Here is an 18,176-nt window from a genome sequence, read left to right as displayed (position 1 = left end):
CACTATCGACGACGGAAGGACCAGGGATCCAGCGTTGCTGCGCGGTCGTTCGTCGACGAGGGGGTGGCCTTGCACCTCAGCAGACTCGCGGTGAAAATCCCCTCACGGCAGGGCGACCACGGCCCATACCCTGCAACCGGCGGGCAGCAGGACAGGAGGGCGAGGCACGGCTGCCGTCACGCCCTCCTGGGCCTCCTCCGGCGATGAGTGGTCGTGTCACCGTGCCCGGGTGGCGAATTCCTCGAGGATCCGGAACCCCTGCCGGTCCACGGAGCGGTGGACTGCCGTGAGCACGACGACTCCGGTGCCCGCGGCCCTGTCCAGTCCGATCCAGCTGCTGAATCCTCCGGTGCTGCCGTTGTGCCAGGTGATGCTGCGGCCGTGGTGCTCGAGGGTGATCCAGGCGGCGCCGATGCCGACCCGTGGGGTGAATTCCACGGCGGGATCGAGCGCCGAGATGCCGGGAGATGTCCTATCGAGGAGCGAACGGAGGAAGCTGCGCATCGTGTCTACGGTTGCGCGGACGCCTCCTGCGGGAGCGATGGCTTCACCGACCCACGGCTGCATGGGGCGCCCGAAGCGGTCGATTCCCGTGAGGTCTGCGGGTCCGAGGTCCTCCGTGCGTTCGGGCGTCGAAAACCCCGGGCCGAGGACGTCGTGCAGGAGTTGTGCGTAGCTGCTGCCGCTCGCTTTCGCCACGGCGTGCCCGAGTAACTGGAAGCCGAGGTTCGAATACCGGGGCCGAGGGGCGCCGACGCGGACCGCGTGCGTCTGGGCCAGCAGGTCGGCGAGCGAGTCGCCGTAGGGGTTCTCCCCGCGGATCCAGAACCCGAGGGTACGCCGGAGCGGGTGCATCCCCGGCGGCAGGCCCGGAAGCCCGGAGCGGTGGGTGGCCAGGGACTCCAGGTTCACGGAGCCGACCTTCCCGTGACCCTTCAAAGGGAGCAGTTCGCCAAGGACCGTCGTCGGTGAGACGAGGCCATGCCCTACCGCATCGCGGTACAGAATGCCGGTGAGTCCTTTCGAGATGGACCCGATTTCGAAGGTGGAGTGGCGGGCGGAGCCCACCCTGGCGGTCATCTCGTCATCCGGGGTGACCACTGCCACGGCTGCCGCTCCGGCCGTTGATCGAAAGGTGCGGCCCACGACGCGAACGATCTCAGAGTCGCCAATCCATTCGGTTTCCACGCCGCACTTCCTTTCCTCGGGCACATGAGGCGAAAAGCGTCATCGAACTCGAGTCAACCAAAGTTGACGACACTGCCCGGTCGACCATAACTGACATCAGGATCGGTAGTCAACATCAGTTGACGATACTGCGTGATTCGCATCATTACGGTCGCCTTCCTGAGCGACACCATCACGACGCCATCGGACGACGGACGCCTGAACAGTTCGGCCGACCCGAAGGCCCTCGAGGGCCCCAAGCCCAGCGCTATCGCTTGCCGTACTTCCGATGGACTGCCTGCTTGGATACGCCGAGGCACTGCGCAATTGCCTCCCATGACAGCCCGTCCTGGCGAGCACTGCGGACGAGGCCTGCCTCGCTGCGCGCTACCTCCCGATGGAGTTCAGCAACGATCCGCAGAGCCTCCGCCGGCCCCTTGCCGTCGATCGACCCCACAAGCACTTTCAACCGCTCCAGCTCCATAGGTCAATTCTAGTTGACGAGGGCGGTGGGAGGTTGGTCTGCGATGTCCCCAGCATTCCAGCGACCGAGATCTGCACCGCCCCTTGGCTCAAAGATCTCCGTAGGGCCAGTCGAAGTGGGCGCGGGTCTCCTCGATCGGAAGACGGAGGGTGCGGGCGATGTCATGCCAGCTGGCGCCCTCATTCCGGGCCAGCCGGACTGCGGCTCCGAGTTCCCTGTCGGCTCGCTGCGCCTGTTCCTGGCGGTCCTTCAGCAGGGTCTTCCAGTCCTCGATGAGCCATCCATGAGAGGCCAGGTCGTCATCGCTGGACTGCTCGAAACAGTCCCCGAGCAGCCGGTACGAGGTGAAGGCCCTCAAGGCTTCATCGGGACTGAGGTTGTCGAAATCATCGGTGCCGTTCGGGCCGGCGTAGGGCGGTTTCCTCATCTGGACGACTCCTCGAGAGATCTTCTTCGGTGGAGAACATTCGCCCCGGGGTACCTTCAGCGGTGAAGGTCCGGGACGCCTACCTGTTCCCCCCTCAGGTGCCACCCGCGACGTTCCTCGTTCCTGGCGACCAATGATCCTGCACGGCAGGATAAGCCCCCCACTGGTCGAGCGTGTAGCCTCCTTCCCCCTGCGCACGGCACAAGACCTCTGCTGCGCTGCCTGTCCCGCCCACATCCGGCCGGCAGGAACCACCCCAACACCTACACGCAGGGCGGAGGCCGCCACCCCGATTGGGGGTGACGGCCTCCGCCGTAAGCCCTGGTTCTGGCCGTGGGCCCTTGGTGCTACTTGTTGCCCTTGCCCGGTTTCGCCTTCGTGGTCGTGCAGGAGGCGTCCCATTCCGAGGCTGGAACTACTGAGGTGCAACGGAACAGGGATGGGTTGATGTTCTGCGGCGACTGCCAGGCCTTGGTGGCCTGCTCGAAGTCGTATGCGAAACCGAGAAGGTCCGCTTCACTCCAGGCAGTGCCGAGGAACACGACACCCGAGGGCCTCCGATTGGCCTCCGAGTAGCCTGATGGCACGATCACGGAGGGGTAGCCCGCCCGCGCACCGACACCTGTCGTCGCCGAGTTGGACACGATCGCGTCGAGGTCGTTCGCGGTCAGCACGGTGTCGATAGCGGCCCTGGTCTCCGCCAGGCCGGTGTCGCGTGCCGCCTCGTACCGGGCCGACTGCGCCGGATCCCCGAGGTCCACGGCTTCCGAGTCTGTCAGGAGCGTCTGCCCGAACTTCAGCGCCGCGGGTGCATCGGCGCTGTTGTACGCGATGATGTCGCTGAGCGTGTCCATCGGTGCGCTCTCAGGAAGGCGCGCCAGGTAGGCGTTGAGGTCCCGTTCGAACTCCAGGGTGAGGATGCTCGGCGCCGTGGTGCCGCCGACGGTGACGCGAACGAGCGTGGCACCCTGTGCCCGCAGTGCTTCAAGGGACGCCGTGTACACCGGGTCGGTGTTGCTCGCGACATAGCCGAGCCGGGCCCCCATCAGGGCGCTGTCACTCAGTGCCGCCGTGAAGTCGACGTCGTCGCTCGGGTTAGCCGCTGTGGCGGGATCCTCGGGGTCGATGCTCGTCATGGCGCCCAGCAGGACCGCGGCGTCGTACACGGACTTCGTCATCGGCCCCGCGGTGTCCTGCGTGGCGGAGATCGGGATGATGCCGGTCCGGCTCGCGATGCCCACAGTGGGCTTCACACCCACTAGCGAATTGGCCCGGGCCGGGCTGAGGATGGATCCGGAGGTTTCCGTGCCGATGGTCAGGGTCGCAAGCCCCGCGGCCCCCGCCGATCCGGAGCCGGCGCTGGACCCGCTGGGCGTCTGGCTGGCGTCGTACGGGTTGAGCACCTGGCCGCCGAGCGAGCTGTAGCCCGCAGGCATCCCGTTGGTCATGAAGTTCGCGAACTCCGTCAGGTTCGTCTTGCCGATGATGATCGCACCGGCCTGCTTCAGCTCCGTGATCATGGGAGCATCGGCAGCGGGGAACGAGTTGGCGAGAGCCACCGAACCGGCTGTGGTGGGCATACCGGCGACATCGATGTTGTCCTTCACCAGCACGGGCACACCGTGCAGCGGGCCGCGGATCGTGCCCTTCTTCCGCTCTGCGTCCAGCGCCTTCGCATCGGCCAGCGCCGAGGGATTGATGGAGCGTACCGAGTTCAGGTGCGGCCCGTTGACACTCAGGGCGTCGATCCGCTCGAGGTAGGCCTGCACCAGGGCTTCGGAGGTGAAGCTGCGGGAGGCAAGACCCGCCTGGACGTCGGCGACACCGGCGGTGCTGAGGTCCAGCGGAAGGGGTTTGGGTGCAGCGGCCGCAGGCCCGGCGACGACGGCAGCCGCGAGTAGTCCTGCGGCGACCCCGGACGTGACGCGTCGGGTACGGGGCAGTGACGGTGAAAGGGAGAACAGCATTCCTGTGTCCTTCGTACGAGGTGGTGAAGCCCGCCACCATCAGGTGGGTCGTGAGAGCGCTCCGAGTGACGCTTCATCACAACAGAACGAGGTTTCACGGGAGCACTACTTTGATTTCATGCCCGTTTCAGAGGCGAGACCGACCCGAACACCCACACCCGAGCGGGGACGGAACTGGCACGCGAGGACCGAATCCCGGGAGCATCCCATCCGAAGGACAGTAGGCTTACGAACCCTTCGCTGTCGGCTCCTCGATGTGGTTCGCGGGCCGACGGAGACTTTTGGAATACAACCCTGGAGGAGAACCCATGACGGAGATCGTCGCGCACCACGGACTGTTCAAGGACACGAACCTGCACATCGATGACACGGGCGGATCCGGCCGGCCGGTGGTCCTGATCCACGGGTGGCCGCTGTCCGGTGAGGCCTTCGCGCACCAGGTCCCGGCCCTGCGGGCCGCCGGCTACCGGGTCATCACCTACGATCGGCGCGGCTTCGGCCGGAGCGACAAGCCCCGGAACGGGTACACCTACGACACCCTGACGGAAGACCTCCACGCCCTGCTCGAGCAACTCGACCTCACCGACGTCACCCTGGTCGGCTTCTCCATGGGAGGCGGCGAAGTCGCCCGATACTTCAGCAAGTACAGCCCGGAGCGGATCCGCAGCATAGTGTTCGCCTCCGCCGTCCCGCCCTACATGCTGCAGGGCGAGGACAACCCGGACGGCCCCCTGACCAAGGACGCCGCAGCCGGCATGACGGCCGACCTGACCGAGGACGACGAGTCCTTCTACGACGGGTTCACCACCGAGTTCTTCTCCGCGCACGGGCAGCTGAAGGTCACTGAGGGACAGCGCCAGGAAGCCCTGGCACTCTGCCGGCAGGCCGACAAGAAGGCAGCCCTGGCGTGCATGGACGCCTTCGGATCCACGGACTTCCGCGGCGACCTGACCAGGATCACGGTCCCGGCCCTGATCCTGCACGGCGACGCCGACGCGACCGTCCCCTTCGAAGGCTCAGGCCACCGGACCCACACCGCCCTGCCCGGCAGCGAACTCCACGTCATCGCCGGCGGCCCGCACGGCTGCAACGTCAGCCACGCCGACGAATGGAACCAGGCCCTGATCACCTTCCTCGCCAAGTAAGCACGACCGTCGGCCTCCGGTACTGGCCGTCGGCCTCGACGGCCAGTACCGAGGAGCGACCACGCCCTCACACTGTTGCGGAAACACGGGCCCCAGGGCATGAGCAGACCCCCGGCACCGATGAACACCCTCGCGCGGAAGACGCCTCGGACGCCAGCTGCTCGACACCCGGTTGGATACCAGCCGATACGCTGCAGCGGAACCACAGTCGCCTACCGGGATCCGGTCCCGTGCTTCGCCTCGATCGCCGCACGGAGCTTCTTCATACCGTCTCGGATCCGGGTCTTCACCGTGGGAGCGGGTATCCCGAGATGCTCGGCCACCTCGTTGTAGGTCAGATGGGAGAAGTAGGCAAGAGAGATGGCCTGGCGTTGCACAGGTGACAGGACGGCCATGGCCGCCTGCATGATTGCTGCGTCCTCACGCCTCAGAACCGCCTCCGTGACCTCGTCGACCCCGGCGGAATGGTTCCGCCGTGCCCACCTGTCATCTCGTTCCCTGCGGGACATGTCCGCCCGGAGCCGGTCCACCGCACGACGATGCGCGAGGGTCATCAGCCACGACACAGGATGCCCGAGCTCCGGCCGGTACCTGGCGCCCTGCTCCCACACCATCAGGAACACTTCCTGCGTCACCTCCGCGCAGCTCTCCGGACTCTGGAGTGTCTTCCGCACCACCCCATACACCCTGCGGGCACACTGCTCGTACAGGATCTGAAAAGCGTCCGGGTCTTTGCCTCCCACCGCAACCAGGACAGCAACAAGATCCGGCGCCACCGTGCCCGCCCCTGGCTCAACCCCGTGAGCACCGGACACGGGCAAGGCTGACGGTCGCGGTTCAACGGGCCGCGGTCCGACCGTGAGACCACCGTCGGACGGAAACACCTTGGAAGAGATAGCGAGACTTCCTGAGAGAAATCAGAACCAGGGCGCCCGTGCCGCCGCCCCCCACCACGACGTACCCGATCAAGCAGCACCAGCATGCTGCAACCTGAGAACAAGAGGATCCACCCCTTCGCCTCGAATGTAATCCGTACCACTACGCCCCGTCCACCAACCACACCGACCACACCGACCATCGGGCAGTGCGCACGGTACCCGACGCGGGCAGACCCTGTCCGGCACCGGCGACGTCCTGCTGAAAGCCGTGCTGGTTTAATGAGGAGGTCGATCGCCCCGACCGGCGACTGGCCCGACGGCAGGAAGAGCATCTGGAAGAGGACGGAGGCAGCGGCATGAGCGGACGCCCACAGCGGGCCCTGATGATCCAGGCCATCGCCGCTGCAGGACTGAAGATCGATGACGTCGTCGGCCGTTACCTCGCCCGGGGCGGGACGGCATCGCCGGAAGCCATCCGTGAATATCTGGCCGGCCTGGCCGATCTACCGATACGCGAAAGCGATCTCCTCGCCGACGCGGTCAACCAGTCGCCCCTCGAGCCATCGACACGGCCGGTTCCCCACGCAGCGCAGGACGCCGCCGACGGCTCCCCGGAGGCATCACGACGTTCACTCGGAGCCGCCGGCGCGTTCCTGCTCTCCGATGCCGAAAAGGAACAAGCACGGCTCGACGCCGTCGACCGCACGAACCTTCTCGACACCGGTCCCGAAGAACGCTTCGATCGCATCACCCACAACGCCCGGCAGCGCTTCCAGGTCAGCACCGCGATCATCACCCTCATCGACGACAAGCGGCAGTTCCTGAAGTCCGTCATCGGCCCGGTAGAGCAAAACATGCCCAGAACCCGGTCCTTCTGCAACACGACCATCAAGGGCTCCGAAACACTCGTCATTCGTGACACATTCCACGACGAGCACTTCAGATGGAACCCGCTCGTCCTGGGCCACCCGTTCATCCGCTTCTATGCCGGCTGCCCGCTTCGCGACCCGGACGGATGGACCGTTGGCACCCTCTGCGTCATCGACCAGCACGCGCGCGCCTTCTCCCACGACGACCGACGTGCCCTTCACCGCCTGGCAGCCATCACCGAACACGAACTCGCCGCCTGACCCCCACCACACAGGACACGCTCCATGGATCAGCCCAGCGCTCTCCGTCGAACCCCCGTCGGCTGACCTCGAGCCCACTCCGGGACTGTGAGAAGAACGGCGCGTGGGGGCCCGGCTCATCCCGGAGACCATGGCCGGGCGCCGGACCGCGGGCGTACCGTCGCGAATTGCGCCCGAGCGCCCGGAGGAGTTCGCGCCGGGGCTGGATCCCGAATTGCTCCGGCTCATCCAAACCACTGCCGACATGGAGATGGCCGACATCGACGCAGCGTCAAGCGTGGGCCGATCGCCTGACGCGCCAGGATCCTCCTGCAATCAGGACTGAAGGTGACTGCAACTGCGCCTATCCTCGATCCATGAAACTCGCGACGTTGAGTCCGGAGAACTTGGGTCGAGCTGTCGGCATCACGCTTCGGCCCGAACAGGAAGCGTTCGTTGCACCGGTTGTGCAATCGATCGCCGAAGCCTACGTGAACCCCACAGCCTGGCCGCGACTCGTGGTCGACGGTGACGAGGTGTTGGCCTTCATCATGGGCAACTTCGATCCCGACCACGAACTCGAAGCATTCCGAGCCGGCATCTGGCGCCTCAATGTGGCCGCATCCGCCCAGGGACGCGGAGCGGGACGATTCGCCGTCGATGCCCTGGAGGAGGAGGCGCGTACCCGCGGCGTGAGACGGATCTCGGTCCTGTGGGAGCGCGGCGAGCATGGTCCAGAAGGGTTCTACCTCAAGCTCGGTTTCGTCCCCACCGGGGAGGAACTCTTCGGAGAGGTGGTCGCGTTCAAGAACCTCGACAGCAGAAGGTAGGAACTCCCGTGAAGGATCGCCGGTCGCGTGACCTGGTTCGTCCACCAATCCATGGTGCCGGCTTCGTGGCACCGGAGTATCCGCGCGCCACGGCGCGAGGTGCGCCAGGGGCCCGAAATGATCGGGTGAACGTGGAGGCTGAATGACAGGTTCGGTCGACCACGCGTGAAGCTGTGGCCGCTGTTCGTACCTGATGATGCATCAGCAGCTGTTCGATACCGCTCGGTGCTGCCGTAGTCTGCTCCGGCGCCCCGGCGCCCCGGCGCTCCTTGTCTGCGTGCACATCGTCGCCGGAGCAGCCCCCGGCTAATCCCGGGGCACCGCAGTGCTTTCCCGCACCACCAGCCGCGTCGGCACCAGTTCCCGCCCGGGCTCCGTCGAGCTCTCCCGCATCTGCTTCAGCACCTTGTCCACGCATCGCCGGCCCACCTCTGCGAAGTCCTGGTGCACCGTCGTCAGCGGCGGGCTGAACGAGGTGCTGTCCGGGAGGTCGTCGAAGCCGACGATCGAGACGTCCTGCGGCACCCGGATGCCCTTCTCGTGGAATGCCCTCAGTACGCCCAGCGCCATCTGGTCGTTCGCCACGAACACCGCAGTGCAGTCCGACTCCGCAAGGGTCAGTCCGGCGAGGTACCCCGAGTCCGCCGACCAGTCCCCCCGCAGCAGCGGAGGCTCCACGCGACCCTGCGCGGCAAGGGTGGAGCGCCATGCATTCACGCGCCGCTCCGACGCGAACGACGCCGACGGGCCTGCCACGTGCCAGACCGTCTCGTGTCCCAGGTCCAGCAGGTGCTCCACGGCCTTCTGGGCACCGTCGGCCTGATCGGTGTCGATCACGCTGTAGCCGTCGCTCGCGTCGGAGTCGACCACGACCGCGTGCACGCCCGGTGGCAGGGACACCGTCGCGGCGTCGAGCAGGTGGACCTCCATGATCACGATGATCGCGTCCACCGCCAGCTCGTTCAGCCGCGAGAACGCCCCCTGCACCCCGGCCTGCGTCGGGGCGGAGACGGGGATCAGCGTGATGGCGTAATCCTCCTCGGCGGCCCGCGCCGCGATCGCCTCGAGGGTGCGGACGTTCCCGGTGGTCGAAAGTGTGAAGAGGATGACGCCGATGGTCCGGAAGCTCCCCCGCTTCAGCGCACGCGCCGCACTGTTGGGCCGATAGCCGAGCTCGTCCATGGCCTTGATGACCTGCTGCCGCGTCGCCTCGATGACACCCGGGCTTCCGTTGGAGACGCGGGAGACGGTCTGTGCCGAGACGCCGGCCAGACGGGCGACATCGGACATGGACACGCGCCGGTCCTCACGGGCGGGGTGTTGACGCGTGGAAGAGGACATGTGACTATCGTAACAATAATGTTTGCGTAAACATGCCGCGTCGGACGCTGCTATGTTTACGCAAACATCACTGAGAGCCAGAAGGATCCACCCATGACGACGGCGTCACCCGCACCGGCAACGCTCGGCCTACAGCCCGGGCCCGCGCAGCGAGCGCAGAAGCGCTCCCAGAAGTCCTCATGGTCCGGCTGGCTGTTCATCGGCCCGTTCATGGCGGTCTTCGCGGTCGTCTTCCTGGCTCCGATCGCCTACTCCATCTGGCTCAGCTTCTTCCGCAACCAGCTCGTGGGCGGCAACGGGTTCGTGGGCCTCGCCAACTACGGCCAGGTGCTGCAGGACTCCCAGTTCTGGTCCTCCCTCATCCGCGTGGTGCTGTTCCTCGCGGTACAGGTCCCGGTGATGCTGTTGATCGCACTGCTGGTCGCCCTCGCCCTGGACAGCGGGCGGCTCTACGGGAAGTCCTTCTTCAGGATCTCGATCTTCCTTCCCTACGCCGTGCCCGCCGTCGTCGCCAGCCTCATGTGGGGCTTCATGTACGGCACGCGGTTCGGCCTGGTGGGCAACATCAACAGCGCCCTCGGTATCAACCTGCCGAATCCGCTCTCCCCCGAGCTGATCCTCGCCTCGATCGGCAACATCGTCACGTGGGAGTTCATCGGCTACAACATGCTGATCTTCTACTCTGCGCTCAGTGTCATCCCGAAGTCCCTGTACGAGGCCGCGGAGATCGACGGCGCCAGCCAGTTCCGCCTCGTCACGGCCATCAAGCTCCCCGCCATCCGCGGGGCCATGGTGGTGGCCGGCATCTTCTCGGTGATCGGCAGCTTCCAGCTCTTCAATGAGCCCGCCATCCTGCAGAGCCTCGCACCGAACTCCATCTCCACCTACTTCACACCGAACCTCTACGCCTACTCGCTGAGCTTCTCCGGCCAGCAGTACAACTACTCCGCCACCGTGGCCATCATCATGGGCGTCATCACCATGGTCATCGCCTACGCAGTGCAGCTGCGCGGCATGCGGAAGGAGAGCTGACCCATGAGCGTCGCCGTCGAACCCGCCCGCACCCAGAAGCAGAGACCCGCCTACGTGCGCATGAAGAGCACGCGCCGCGGCGTCGACAACCCGAAGCGCAGCGTCCTGCTGACCGTCCTCACGGGCATCATCCTGGTCTACAGCCTCATCCCCCTGGTCTGGCTGCTCATCAACTCCTCCAAGACACAGGCCGATCTCTTCTCCTCGTTCGGCCTCTGGTTCAGCGGCGACTTCGCCCTGTTCTCGAACATCGGCGACACCGTCACCTACGACGGCGGGATCTTCGGCCGCTGGTTCCTCAACACCGTGCTCTACGTCGTGGTGGGTGCGGGCGGGGCCACGTTCCTCGCCGTCCTCGGCGGCTACGCCCTCGCGAAGTTCGACTTCCCGGGCAGGAAGGCGGTGTTCGCCGTCGTCATCGGTGCGGTGGCGGTTCCGGGCACCGCCCTGGCGGTCCCCACCTTCCTGATGTTCAGCCAGATGGGCCTCACGAACACCCCGTGGGCCGTGATCATCCCGTCGCTGATCTCCCCGTTCGGCCTGTACCTCATGTGGACGTTCGCCTCCGAGGCCATCCCCACCGAGCTGCTCGAATCAGCCCGCATGGACGGCGCCGGTGAGTTCCGCACGTTCTTCCAGATCTGCCTGCCGCTGCTGGGCCCCGGAATCGTCACGGTACTGCTGTTCACCATGGTGGCCACCTGGAACAACTATTTCCTGCCGCTGATCATGCTGAAGAACCCCGACTGGTACCCGCTGACCCTCGGCCTCAATGCCTGGAACAACCAGGCGTCCACCGTGGGCGGAGACGCCATCTACAACCTCGTGATCACCGGAGCGCTGCTGACCATCATCCCGCTGATCGCAGCGTTCCTCCTCCTCCAGCGGTACTGGCAGTCCGGCCTCAGCGCCGGCGCCGTCAAGGAATGACCAGCCCCTTCCCGTCAACCACGAAGTGATAAGGAAACCGATGAACAGGAATATCTCCCCCGCAGTGTTGCGAGGTTCCGCTCTGGCCTTCGCCGCAGCTCTTGCCCTCACCGCGTGCGGCGGTGGCAACGACACCGGCGGCAGTGCTGACGCCGGGAACACCGACGACGTCGCCGCGGCCCTGGAAGAGGGCGGCGAGCTCACGGTGTGGGCCTGGGACCTCACCGTCCAGGACGTCGCCGCGGAGTTCGAGGAGCTGCACCCCAACGTGGAGGTGGAGGTGGTCAACGCCGGAACCGGCAATGACCAGTACACGGCACTGCAGAACGCGATTGCAGCGGGCGACGGCGTTCCCGATGTCGCCCAGATCGAGTACTTCGCCCTTCCCCAGTTCGCCATCGCCGAATCGCTGACGGACATCAGTGGACTCGGCGCCGCCGACCTCGAGGGCACGTTCAGCCCCGGCCCGTGGAATGCCGTGCAGCAGGGCGAGGGCATCTATGGCTTGCCGATGGACGCCGGGCCCATGGTCATGTACTACAACGCCGAGGTGTTCGAGAAGTTCGGCGTGGAAGTCCCGGCCACCTGGGAGGAATACATCGAGGCAGCCAGGACGATCCACGAGGCCGATCCGAAGGTCTACATCACCAACGACACCGGTGACGCCGGGCTGACCACCAGCCTCATCTGGCAGGCCGGGGGCAAGCCCTACCAGGTGGACGGTACCGACGTCACCGTGAACTTCTCCGACGAGGGCTCCACCCAGTTCGCCGAGACGTGGCAGGAACTGCTGGACGATGACCTCGTAGCGCCGATCAACTCCTGGACCGACGAGTGGTACCAGGGCCTCGGCGACGGCACCATCGCCACCCTGAACACGGGCGCGTGGATGCCCGGCAACTTCGAGTCCGGCGTGCAGGCGGGCGCCGGCAAGTGGCGCGTGGCCCCGCTCCCCCAGTGGGAGGAGGGCGCCAACGCCAGCGCCGAGAACGGCGGCAGCTCGCTCGCCATTCCGTCCGCCACGGAGGACGCGGCCCTCGCATACGCCTTCCTCGACTACGCAAGCGTGGGTGACGGCGTGCAGACGCGCATCGACGGCGGTGCGTTCCCGTCCACGACGGAGGACCTCGCCTCCGAGGAATTCCTGAACCGCGAGTTCGAGTACTTCGGCGGACAGAAGGCCAACGAGCTGTTCGCCGAGTCGGCGGAGAACGTCGTGGAGGGTTGGTCCTACCTGCCCTTCCAGGTCTATACGAACAGCATCTTCAACGACACCGTGGGCCAGTCCTACGTCTCCGACGTCCCGCTCACCGATGGCCTGAAGGCCTGGCAGGACGCGACCGTCAAGTACGGCTCGGATCAGGGCTTCACGGTCTCCGAGTAGCTGCACCGAGCCCGGGTCGGGCGGGAGCTCGCGCGCACCCGCCCGGCCCGTTCCACCTCCCGCGCACCCCGCCGTCGTCGCCCCGCCTCTCAGGGGATCGACGACGGCGGAGCATCACGCGCTCGTCACAAGAGCCTCAGGCAACATCCAAGGAGCTGTACCGTGTCAACACCCACCACCCACCGCTGGCTGCGCTGGCCGTCCGAGCCGGACCGCAAGCGCATGGCCTTCGGTGCCGACTACAACCCGGAGCAGTGGCCGCGCGGGACGTGGGACGAGGACGTCCGGCTCATGCGTGAGGCCGGCGTCAACGTGGCGTCGCTGGCGATCTTCTCCTGGGCCCGCCTGCAGCCCGAGCGCGACACCTGGGACTTCGCGTGGCTCGACGAGGTCATCGACCTCCTCCACGCCAACGGCATCGCCGTCGACCTCGCCACCGCCACCGCCTCCCCGCCGCCCTGGCTCGCCACCGAGCACCCCGAGATCCTGCCCGTCACGGCCGACGGCGGCACCCTCTGGCCCGGCGCCCGCCAGCACTGGCGCCCCACCAGCCCCGTCTTCCGCGAACACGCACTGAGGCTCGTGACCGCGATGGCCGAACGCTACAAGGACCACCCGGCCGTCTGCGCCTGGCACATCTCCAACGAGCTCGGCTGCCACAACATCTACGACTACTCCGACGACGCCGCCCGCGCCTTCCGCCTCTGGCTCACCGACCGCTACAGGAGCATCGACGCCCTCAACGACGCCTGGGGCACCGACTTCTGGTCCCAGCGGTACACGCGCTTCGAGCAGATCCTGCCGCCGCGCCAGGCCGCCTCGCACCCGAACCCCACGCAGCAGCTGGACTTCAAGCGCTTCTCCTCCGACGCCCTGAAGCAGTACCTGCGGGAGGAACGCGACATCCTGAACCGCATCACCCCGGAGATCCCCGTCACCACGAACTTCATGGTGATGGGCGAGACCAAGGGCATGGACTACGCCGACTGGGCCGCCGAGGTGGACTTCGTCGCGAACGACCACTACTTCGTGCCCGGCCCGCAGGCCGTCGACGAGCTCTCGTTCTCCGCGAACCTCACCGGCAACATCGCCGGCGGCAGGCCCTGGTTCCTCATGGAGCACTCCACCAGCGCCGTGAACTGGCAGCCCGTCAACACCCCGAAGAAGTCCGGTGCCCTGCGCCGCGACTCCCTCACGCATGTGGCCCACGGCGCGGACGCCGTCTGCTACTTCCAGTGGCGCCAGTCCAGGGCCGGCGCCGAGAAGTTCCACTCCGCGATGGTCCCCCACGCCGGCGAGGACAGCCCCATCTTCCGCGACGTCGTCGACCTCGGCCGCGAGCTCGACGGGCTCTCCGCCGTCGTCGGATCCCGGCGCAGCGCTGCACCGGCCGCGATCCTCTTCGACTGGGACTCCTGGTGGGCGTCCGAACAGGACTCCCACCCCTCCGACCGGCTCCGCTACAAGCAGGAGGCCCTCGACTGGTACTCGGCGTTCCTCGCCCTCGGCATCCGCGCCGACGTCGTGCCCTCCGCCACGGACCTGACCGGGTACGGGCTCGTCGTCGCGCCGATCCTCCACGTCGTCCCCGCGGCATTGAAGGCGCGCCTCGAGGAGTACGTGGCAGGCGGCGGACACCTCGTGGCGAGCTACTTCAGTGGCATCACCGATGAGAACGACCACATCTGGCTCGGGGGCTACCCCGGCGCACTCGCCGGGCTCCTCGGCATCCGCATCGACGAGTTCGGACCCCTGCTCGACGGCGAGAGCGTGCACCTGGACAACGGCACCACGGCATCGCTCTGGGCCGACCGCGTGCAGGCCCGCGCCGACGGCGTCGAGGTCCTCACCCGCTACACCACCGGCGAGCACTCCGGCGACGCCGCCGTGACCCGCCGCGCCGTGGGCTCCGGCAGCGCCGCCTACGTGGGCGCGCGCCTGGGCACCGAGGGCATAGCGCCGGTCCTCGCGGATCTCGCGGCCCGCGCCGGGATCACCAGTGAGCTGCCCGCCGAGCTCCGCGGCGCCGTCGAGCAGGTCGTCCGCACCGGCGACGAGGCCGACTACGTCTTCCTCATCAACCGCACCGACGCGCCCGTGGACATCACCGGCGTCCACGGCGAGACGCTCGCGGGCGAGGAGTCCAAGCTGGCTCCCCGCTCCGTCGCCGTCCTCACGAGAAAGGTCTCACGCACCACCTAGGACCACCGCAGTATCCACCCTTGCTGGAAGGAACACGTTCAATGACGAATCGATCCAGGCGCGCCACTCAGGCCGCAGCCACGGGGGTGGCCGCCGTCCTGGCAGCCGCCTCACTGATCGGGGGTGCAGCGCAGGCCGCGCCCCCGGCCCCGCCCGCACCGCCAGCCGTCCCGGAGGGCGCCCTGACCCTCACCCCCGACCCCTCCTACCAGGGCGGCGCGTTCGAGGGGTGGGGCACGAGCCTGGTCTGGTTCGCCAACGCCACCGGCGATTACCCCGACGAGATCCGGAACCGCCTTGCCGAGCTGGTGTTCGGCCCCGAGGGCCTCAACCTCAACATCGCCCGCTACAACATCGGCGGCGGCAACGCCCCCGACGTGAAGGACTACCTGCGCCCGGGCGGTGCCGTCGAGGGCTGGTGGAACGCCCCCGAGGGCACCACACGCGCGGACACCGACTGGTTCGACCCGGAGGATCCCGCCGACTGGAACCTCGAGGCGGATGCCACGCAGCGCTGGTGGATCGACCGCATCAAGCAGGACATCACCCACTGGGAGGCGTTCAGCAACTCACCGCCGTGGTTCCAGACCGTCAGCGGCTACGTCTCCGGCGGATTCGACGCGACCAAGGACCAGCTGAAGACCGAGAGCATCGACGACTTCAACGCGTACCTGGTCCGCGTGGTCGAGGAGCTCGAGGACGCCCACGGCATCACGGTGGACACGCTCGACCCGTTCAACGAACCGAACACCAACTACTGGAGCACGCGTCTGGATGGCGGCGGACAGCCGGTCGGCGGACGCCAGGAGGGCGCGCACATCGGCCCGCAGCTCCAGCAGGAGGTCCTGAAGAACCTCGCGCCGAAGCTCGACGCCGCCGACACCGACGCGACGATCTCCGCGATGGACGAGACGAACCCGGGCACGTTCGCCACCAACTGGAACAGCTACCCCGCGGAGGTCCGCTCCCTCGTGGACCAGCTCAACGTCCACACCTACGGCACCGGCCAGCGCACGACGGTCCGGGACATCGCCAAGGGCGAGGACAAGCCCCTGTGGATGAGCGAGGTCGAGGGCTCGTGGGGCAACGGCCAGAGCTTCACCAGCATGGAGCCGGGCCTCGGCATGGCCAAGCGCATCACCGACGACCTCCGCGAGCTCGAGCCCAGCGCCTGGGTGTTCTGGCAGCCCGTGGAGGACTACGACAACATGAAGCCCGGCGGCGAGTCCGCCGCCGGCGCCAACTGGGGCAGCATCCAGATGCCGTTCGACTGCACCGACGCGGACACCCTCGAGAGCTGCCCCATCTACACGAACACGAAGTTCAACACGGTGCGGAACTACACGCACTACATCCAGCCCGGCGACCGCCTTGTCTCCGTGAACGACGCCGACACCACCGCCGCGATCACCGACACAGGCGCCGCCGTCGTCCACATCAACGAGTCCACCGACGCCGAGCCTGTGGTCCTCGACTTCTCGAAGTTCGGTTCCGTCGCCGAGGGTGCGACGGTCACGCCCGTCGTCAGCGACGTCAACGGGGCCCTCGTCGAGGGTGAGGCCGTCACGATCGAGGGCGGCTCCGCCGCCGTCACTGCACCGGCCGAGTCCGTCACCACCTTCGTGGTGGAGGGCGTCTCCGGCATCGCCGACGACGCTGCCGCCATCCAGGACGACCACGTGTACCGGCTGCAGGGCGTGCAGAGCGGCAAGTCGATCGAGCGCACCGGCGGCACCGCCGTCATCGGCGCAACGGACCCCGCCGACGCCGACCAGCTCTTCCGCTTCACGAGCCTGGACGAGGACGACACCAACCGCGAGCGCTACTCCATCACCACGCTGGACGGCGCCTCGCAGCTCGCGGACGAGGGCGGCGCCGCCGTCGTCGCCCCCGCGGACGGGAACCCGCGCGCGGAGTGGATCGCGTCGACCACGGGTGACGGAACGTACACCTTCGTCAACGCCGAGACCGGCCTGCTGCTCGAGGTTGGCGGCGGGAAGACCTCCGAGGGAGCTCCCGTGACCCTCTATGTCGCCAACTCCGGCGCCAACCAGCGCTGGACGCTGATCGACGAGACCGTGCTCTCCGTGCAGGATGCCACCGCATTCACCGTCCCCGGGACCGCACCCGTGTTGCCGAAGACCGTGACACCGGTCTACCGCGACGGCGCACGCGGAACCATCCCTGTCGAGTGGAGGATCCCGAACGACAACCGCTGGAAGAAGCCCGGCACCGTCAATGTCAAGGGCACCGCGACCGACCTCACCGGCACGCAGTTCCCCGTAGAACTCACGGTCACCGTGGACACCCTCGTCTCCACACAACCTGCCCGCGCCAAGGCCGTGGTCAACGGGCTGCCCGAGCTGCCCGCCACCGTGACTGCCGTCGGCAGCCAGGGCGGCACGGCCGAGCGTCCGGTCACCTGGAACACCCCGGTCAGCTATCCCGCTCCCGGCTTCTACGAGCTGACCGGCACGGCCGATGACGGCAACGGTGGCACGCTCCCGGCGACCGTCCGCATCCAGGTCACCGCGGGCACGCTGGACAACGTGGCCGACGACGGCGGCACCACCGCGAGCGCCACCTACACCGAGCCCGGCTACGGGACGGCCGGCCTGTTCAACGGCGACACCCGGGACAAGGCGTGGTCCAACTGGCGCTCCGGCACCAAGAACGCAGCCGACACCCTGACCGTGAAGCTGCCCGAGGCTCAGACCCTCGGCGGCGTCGTCGTGCACTTCTTCCGCGACGGATCGTCTGACAGCTACGCGCAGACCCTGCAGCTGCAGGTCCAGGGCGCGAACGGCACGTGGACCAACGCCGGTGGTCTGGTCAGCGTCCCGGGTGGCTCTCCCGCCCCGGCGGTGACCCTGCCGCTCGACGGTGTGACGGCGTCGAGCATCCGCGTGGTGATGACGGCCCGCTCGCAGACGCACATGGTGGTCAGCGAGATCGAGGTACTCGGGTTCGTCCCCTCGACGTCCTCGGATGCTGCGCTCGCCGGGATCAGTGTCGGGGGCATCCCCGTGACCGGTTTCGACCCGGCTGTGACGAGCTACTCGATGCCGATCACGGGCAGGACGCCGCTCGTCTCCGCGGTGCCCACCGACCCCTATGCCACGGTGTCTGTGACGCAACCGGCCGACAGCAACCGGACCGCGATCATCACCGTGACGAGTGAGGACGGTTCGGCGACGAACACCTACCGGGTGAACCTCACCAGGTAGCACTCGTGCATGACACACGAACGGGGCGCCCGCAGCAGCGGGCGCCCCGTTCG

Annotated in this window: 14 protein-coding genes; 8 read left to right on the top strand and 6 right to left on the bottom strand. The window is 67.3% G+C overall.

From position 1 onward, the window contains the following. Positions 1–216: 216 nt before the first annotated feature. The 4 genes from ACX80P_RS12870 to ACX80P_RS12855 form a co-directional block, all read right to left on the bottom strand. Complete coding sequence (locus ACX80P_RS12870) at positions 217–1,101, bottom strand: serine hydrolase domain-containing protein (protein WP_459278531.1); 885 nt, start codon at positions 1,099–1,101, stop codon at positions 217–219. A 334-nt stretch (positions 1,102–1,435) separates the two neighbouring features. Then, complete coding sequence (locus ACX80P_RS12865) at positions 1,436–1,651, bottom strand: AsnC family protein (protein ID WP_459278494.1); 216 nt, start codon at positions 1,649–1,651, stop codon at positions 1,436–1,438. 88 nt (positions 1,652–1,739) lie between these two features. Next, positions 1,740–2,078: a hypothetical protein gene (locus tag ACX80P_RS12860; protein WP_459278493.1), complete on the bottom strand. Its 339-nt coding sequence runs from the start codon at positions 2,076–2,078 to the stop codon at positions 1,740–1,742. A gap of 347 nt (positions 2,079–2,425) precedes the next feature. After that, positions 2,426–4,045, bottom strand: a complete 1,620-nt coding sequence (locus tag ACX80P_RS12855; RefSeq protein WP_459278492.1) for an amidase family protein — start codon at positions 4,043–4,045, stop codon at positions 2,426–2,428. 308 nt (positions 4,046–4,353) lie between these two features. Here ACX80P_RS12855 and ACX80P_RS12850 point away from each other — a divergent pair, with 308 nt between their 5' ends. Then, a complete protein-coding gene (locus tag ACX80P_RS12850) occupies positions 4,354–5,190 on the top strand; it encodes an alpha/beta fold hydrolase (protein WP_459278491.1) in 837 nt (278 codons plus the stop codon). 212 nt (positions 5,191–5,402) lie between these two features. On the opposite strand, the gene ACX80P_RS12845 is transcribed toward ACX80P_RS12850, so the two are convergent. Further along, complete coding sequence (locus ACX80P_RS12845; protein ID WP_459278490.1) at positions 5,403–5,933, bottom strand: sigma-70 family RNA polymerase sigma factor; 531 nt, start codon at positions 5,931–5,933, stop codon at positions 5,403–5,405. Between the two features lie 491 nt (positions 5,934–6,424). Here ACX80P_RS12845 and ACX80P_RS12840 point away from each other — a divergent pair, with 491 nt between their 5' ends. Together ACX80P_RS12840 and ACX80P_RS12835 are read left to right on the top strand one after the other, a co-directional pair. Beyond that, positions 6,425–7,198, top strand: coding sequence for a GAF domain-containing protein (locus tag ACX80P_RS12840; protein WP_459278489.1), 774 nt, complete (start codon positions 6,425–6,427; stop codon positions 7,196–7,198). Between the two features lie 356 nt (positions 7,199–7,554). After that, positions 7,555–8,007, top strand: a complete 453-nt coding sequence (locus tag ACX80P_RS12835; RefSeq protein WP_459278488.1) for a GNAT family N-acetyltransferase — start codon at positions 7,555–7,557, stop codon at positions 8,005–8,007. A gap of 306 nt (positions 8,008–8,313) precedes the next feature. On the opposite strand, the gene ACX80P_RS12830 is transcribed toward ACX80P_RS12835, so the two are convergent. Next, positions 8,314–9,348, bottom strand: a complete 1,035-nt coding sequence (locus ACX80P_RS12830; protein WP_459278487.1) for a LacI family DNA-binding transcriptional regulator — start codon at positions 9,346–9,348, stop codon at positions 8,314–8,316. 93 nt (positions 9,349–9,441) lie between these two features. Here ACX80P_RS12830 and ACX80P_RS12825 point away from each other — a divergent pair, with 93 nt between their 5' ends. The 5 genes from ACX80P_RS12825 (at position 9,442) to ACX80P_RS12805 (ending at position 18,123) form a co-directional block, all read left to right on the top strand. Further along, a complete protein-coding gene (locus tag ACX80P_RS12825; protein ID WP_459278486.1) occupies positions 9,442–10,380 on the top strand; it encodes a carbohydrate ABC transporter permease in 939 nt (312 codons plus the stop codon). Positions 10,381–10,440: 60 nt separating this feature from the next. After that, entirely contained in the window at positions 10,441–11,310 is an 870-nt protein-coding gene (locus ACX80P_RS12820) for a carbohydrate ABC transporter permease (protein WP_459278530.1), read from the top strand. A gap of 40 nt (positions 11,311–11,350) precedes the next feature. Then, entirely contained in the window at positions 11,351–12,694 is a 1,344-nt protein-coding gene (locus ACX80P_RS12815) for an ABC transporter substrate-binding protein (RefSeq protein ID WP_459278485.1), read from the top strand. Between the two features lie 162 nt (positions 12,695–12,856). Further along, positions 12,857–14,896, top strand: a complete 2,040-nt coding sequence (locus ACX80P_RS12810) for a beta-galactosidase (RefSeq protein ID WP_459278484.1) — start codon at positions 12,857–12,859, stop codon at positions 14,894–14,896. Between the two features lie 41 nt (positions 14,897–14,937). Continuing rightward, positions 14,938–18,123, top strand: coding sequence for an RICIN domain-containing protein (locus ACX80P_RS12805; protein WP_459278483.1), 3,186 nt, complete (start codon positions 14,938–14,940; stop codon positions 18,121–18,123). Positions 18,124–18,176 lie beyond the last annotated feature (53 nt).

The organism is Arthrobacter arabinosi, from assembly GCF_054511115.1.
The sequence above is the reverse complement of the archived record's forward strand: the minus strand, read 5'-3'. Positions and strand labels throughout refer to the sequence as shown.

What these genes read in the sequence shown, in the direction of transcription:
- ACX80P_RS12855 (WP_459278492.1), bottom strand. Translation starts at nt 4,045, where the DNA reads ATGCTGTTCTCCCTTTCACCGTCACTGCCCCGTACCCGACGCGTCACG.
- ACX80P_RS12830 (WP_459278487.1), bottom strand. Translation starts at nt 9,348, where the DNA reads ATGTCCTCTTCCACGCGTCAACACCCCGCCCGTGAGGACCGGCGCGTG.
- ACX80P_RS12865 (WP_459278494.1), bottom strand. Translation starts at nt 1,651, where the DNA reads ATGGAGCTGGAGCGGTTGAAAGTGCTTGTGGGGTCGATCGACGGCAAG.
- ACX80P_RS12835 (WP_459278488.1), top strand. Translation starts at nt 7,555, where the DNA reads ATGAAACTCGCGACGTTGAGTCCGGAGAACTTGGGTCGAGCTGTCGGC.
- ACX80P_RS12840 (WP_459278489.1), top strand. Translation starts at nt 6,425, where the DNA reads ATGAGCGGACGCCCACAGCGGGCCCTGATGATCCAGGCCATCGCCGCT.
- ACX80P_RS12860 (WP_459278493.1), bottom strand. Translation starts at nt 2,078, where the DNA reads ATGAGGAAACCGCCCTACGCCGGCCCGAACGGCACCGATGATTTCGAC.
- ACX80P_RS12825 (WP_459278486.1), top strand. Translation starts at nt 9,442, where the DNA reads ATGACGACGGCGTCACCCGCACCGGCAACGCTCGGCCTACAGCCCGGG.
- ACX80P_RS12815 (WP_459278485.1), top strand. Translation starts at nt 11,351, where the DNA reads ATGAACAGGAATATCTCCCCCGCAGTGTTGCGAGGTTCCGCTCTGGCC.
- ACX80P_RS12850 (WP_459278491.1), top strand. Translation starts at nt 4,354, where the DNA reads ATGACGGAGATCGTCGCGCACCACGGACTGTTCAAGGACACGAACCTG.
- ACX80P_RS12805 (WP_459278483.1), top strand. Translation starts at nt 14,938, where the DNA reads ATGACGAATCGATCCAGGCGCGCCACTCAGGCCGCAGCCACGGGGGTG.
- ACX80P_RS12820 (WP_459278530.1), top strand. Translation starts at nt 10,441, where the DNA reads ATGAAGAGCACGCGCCGCGGCGTCGACAACCCGAAGCGCAGCGTCCTG.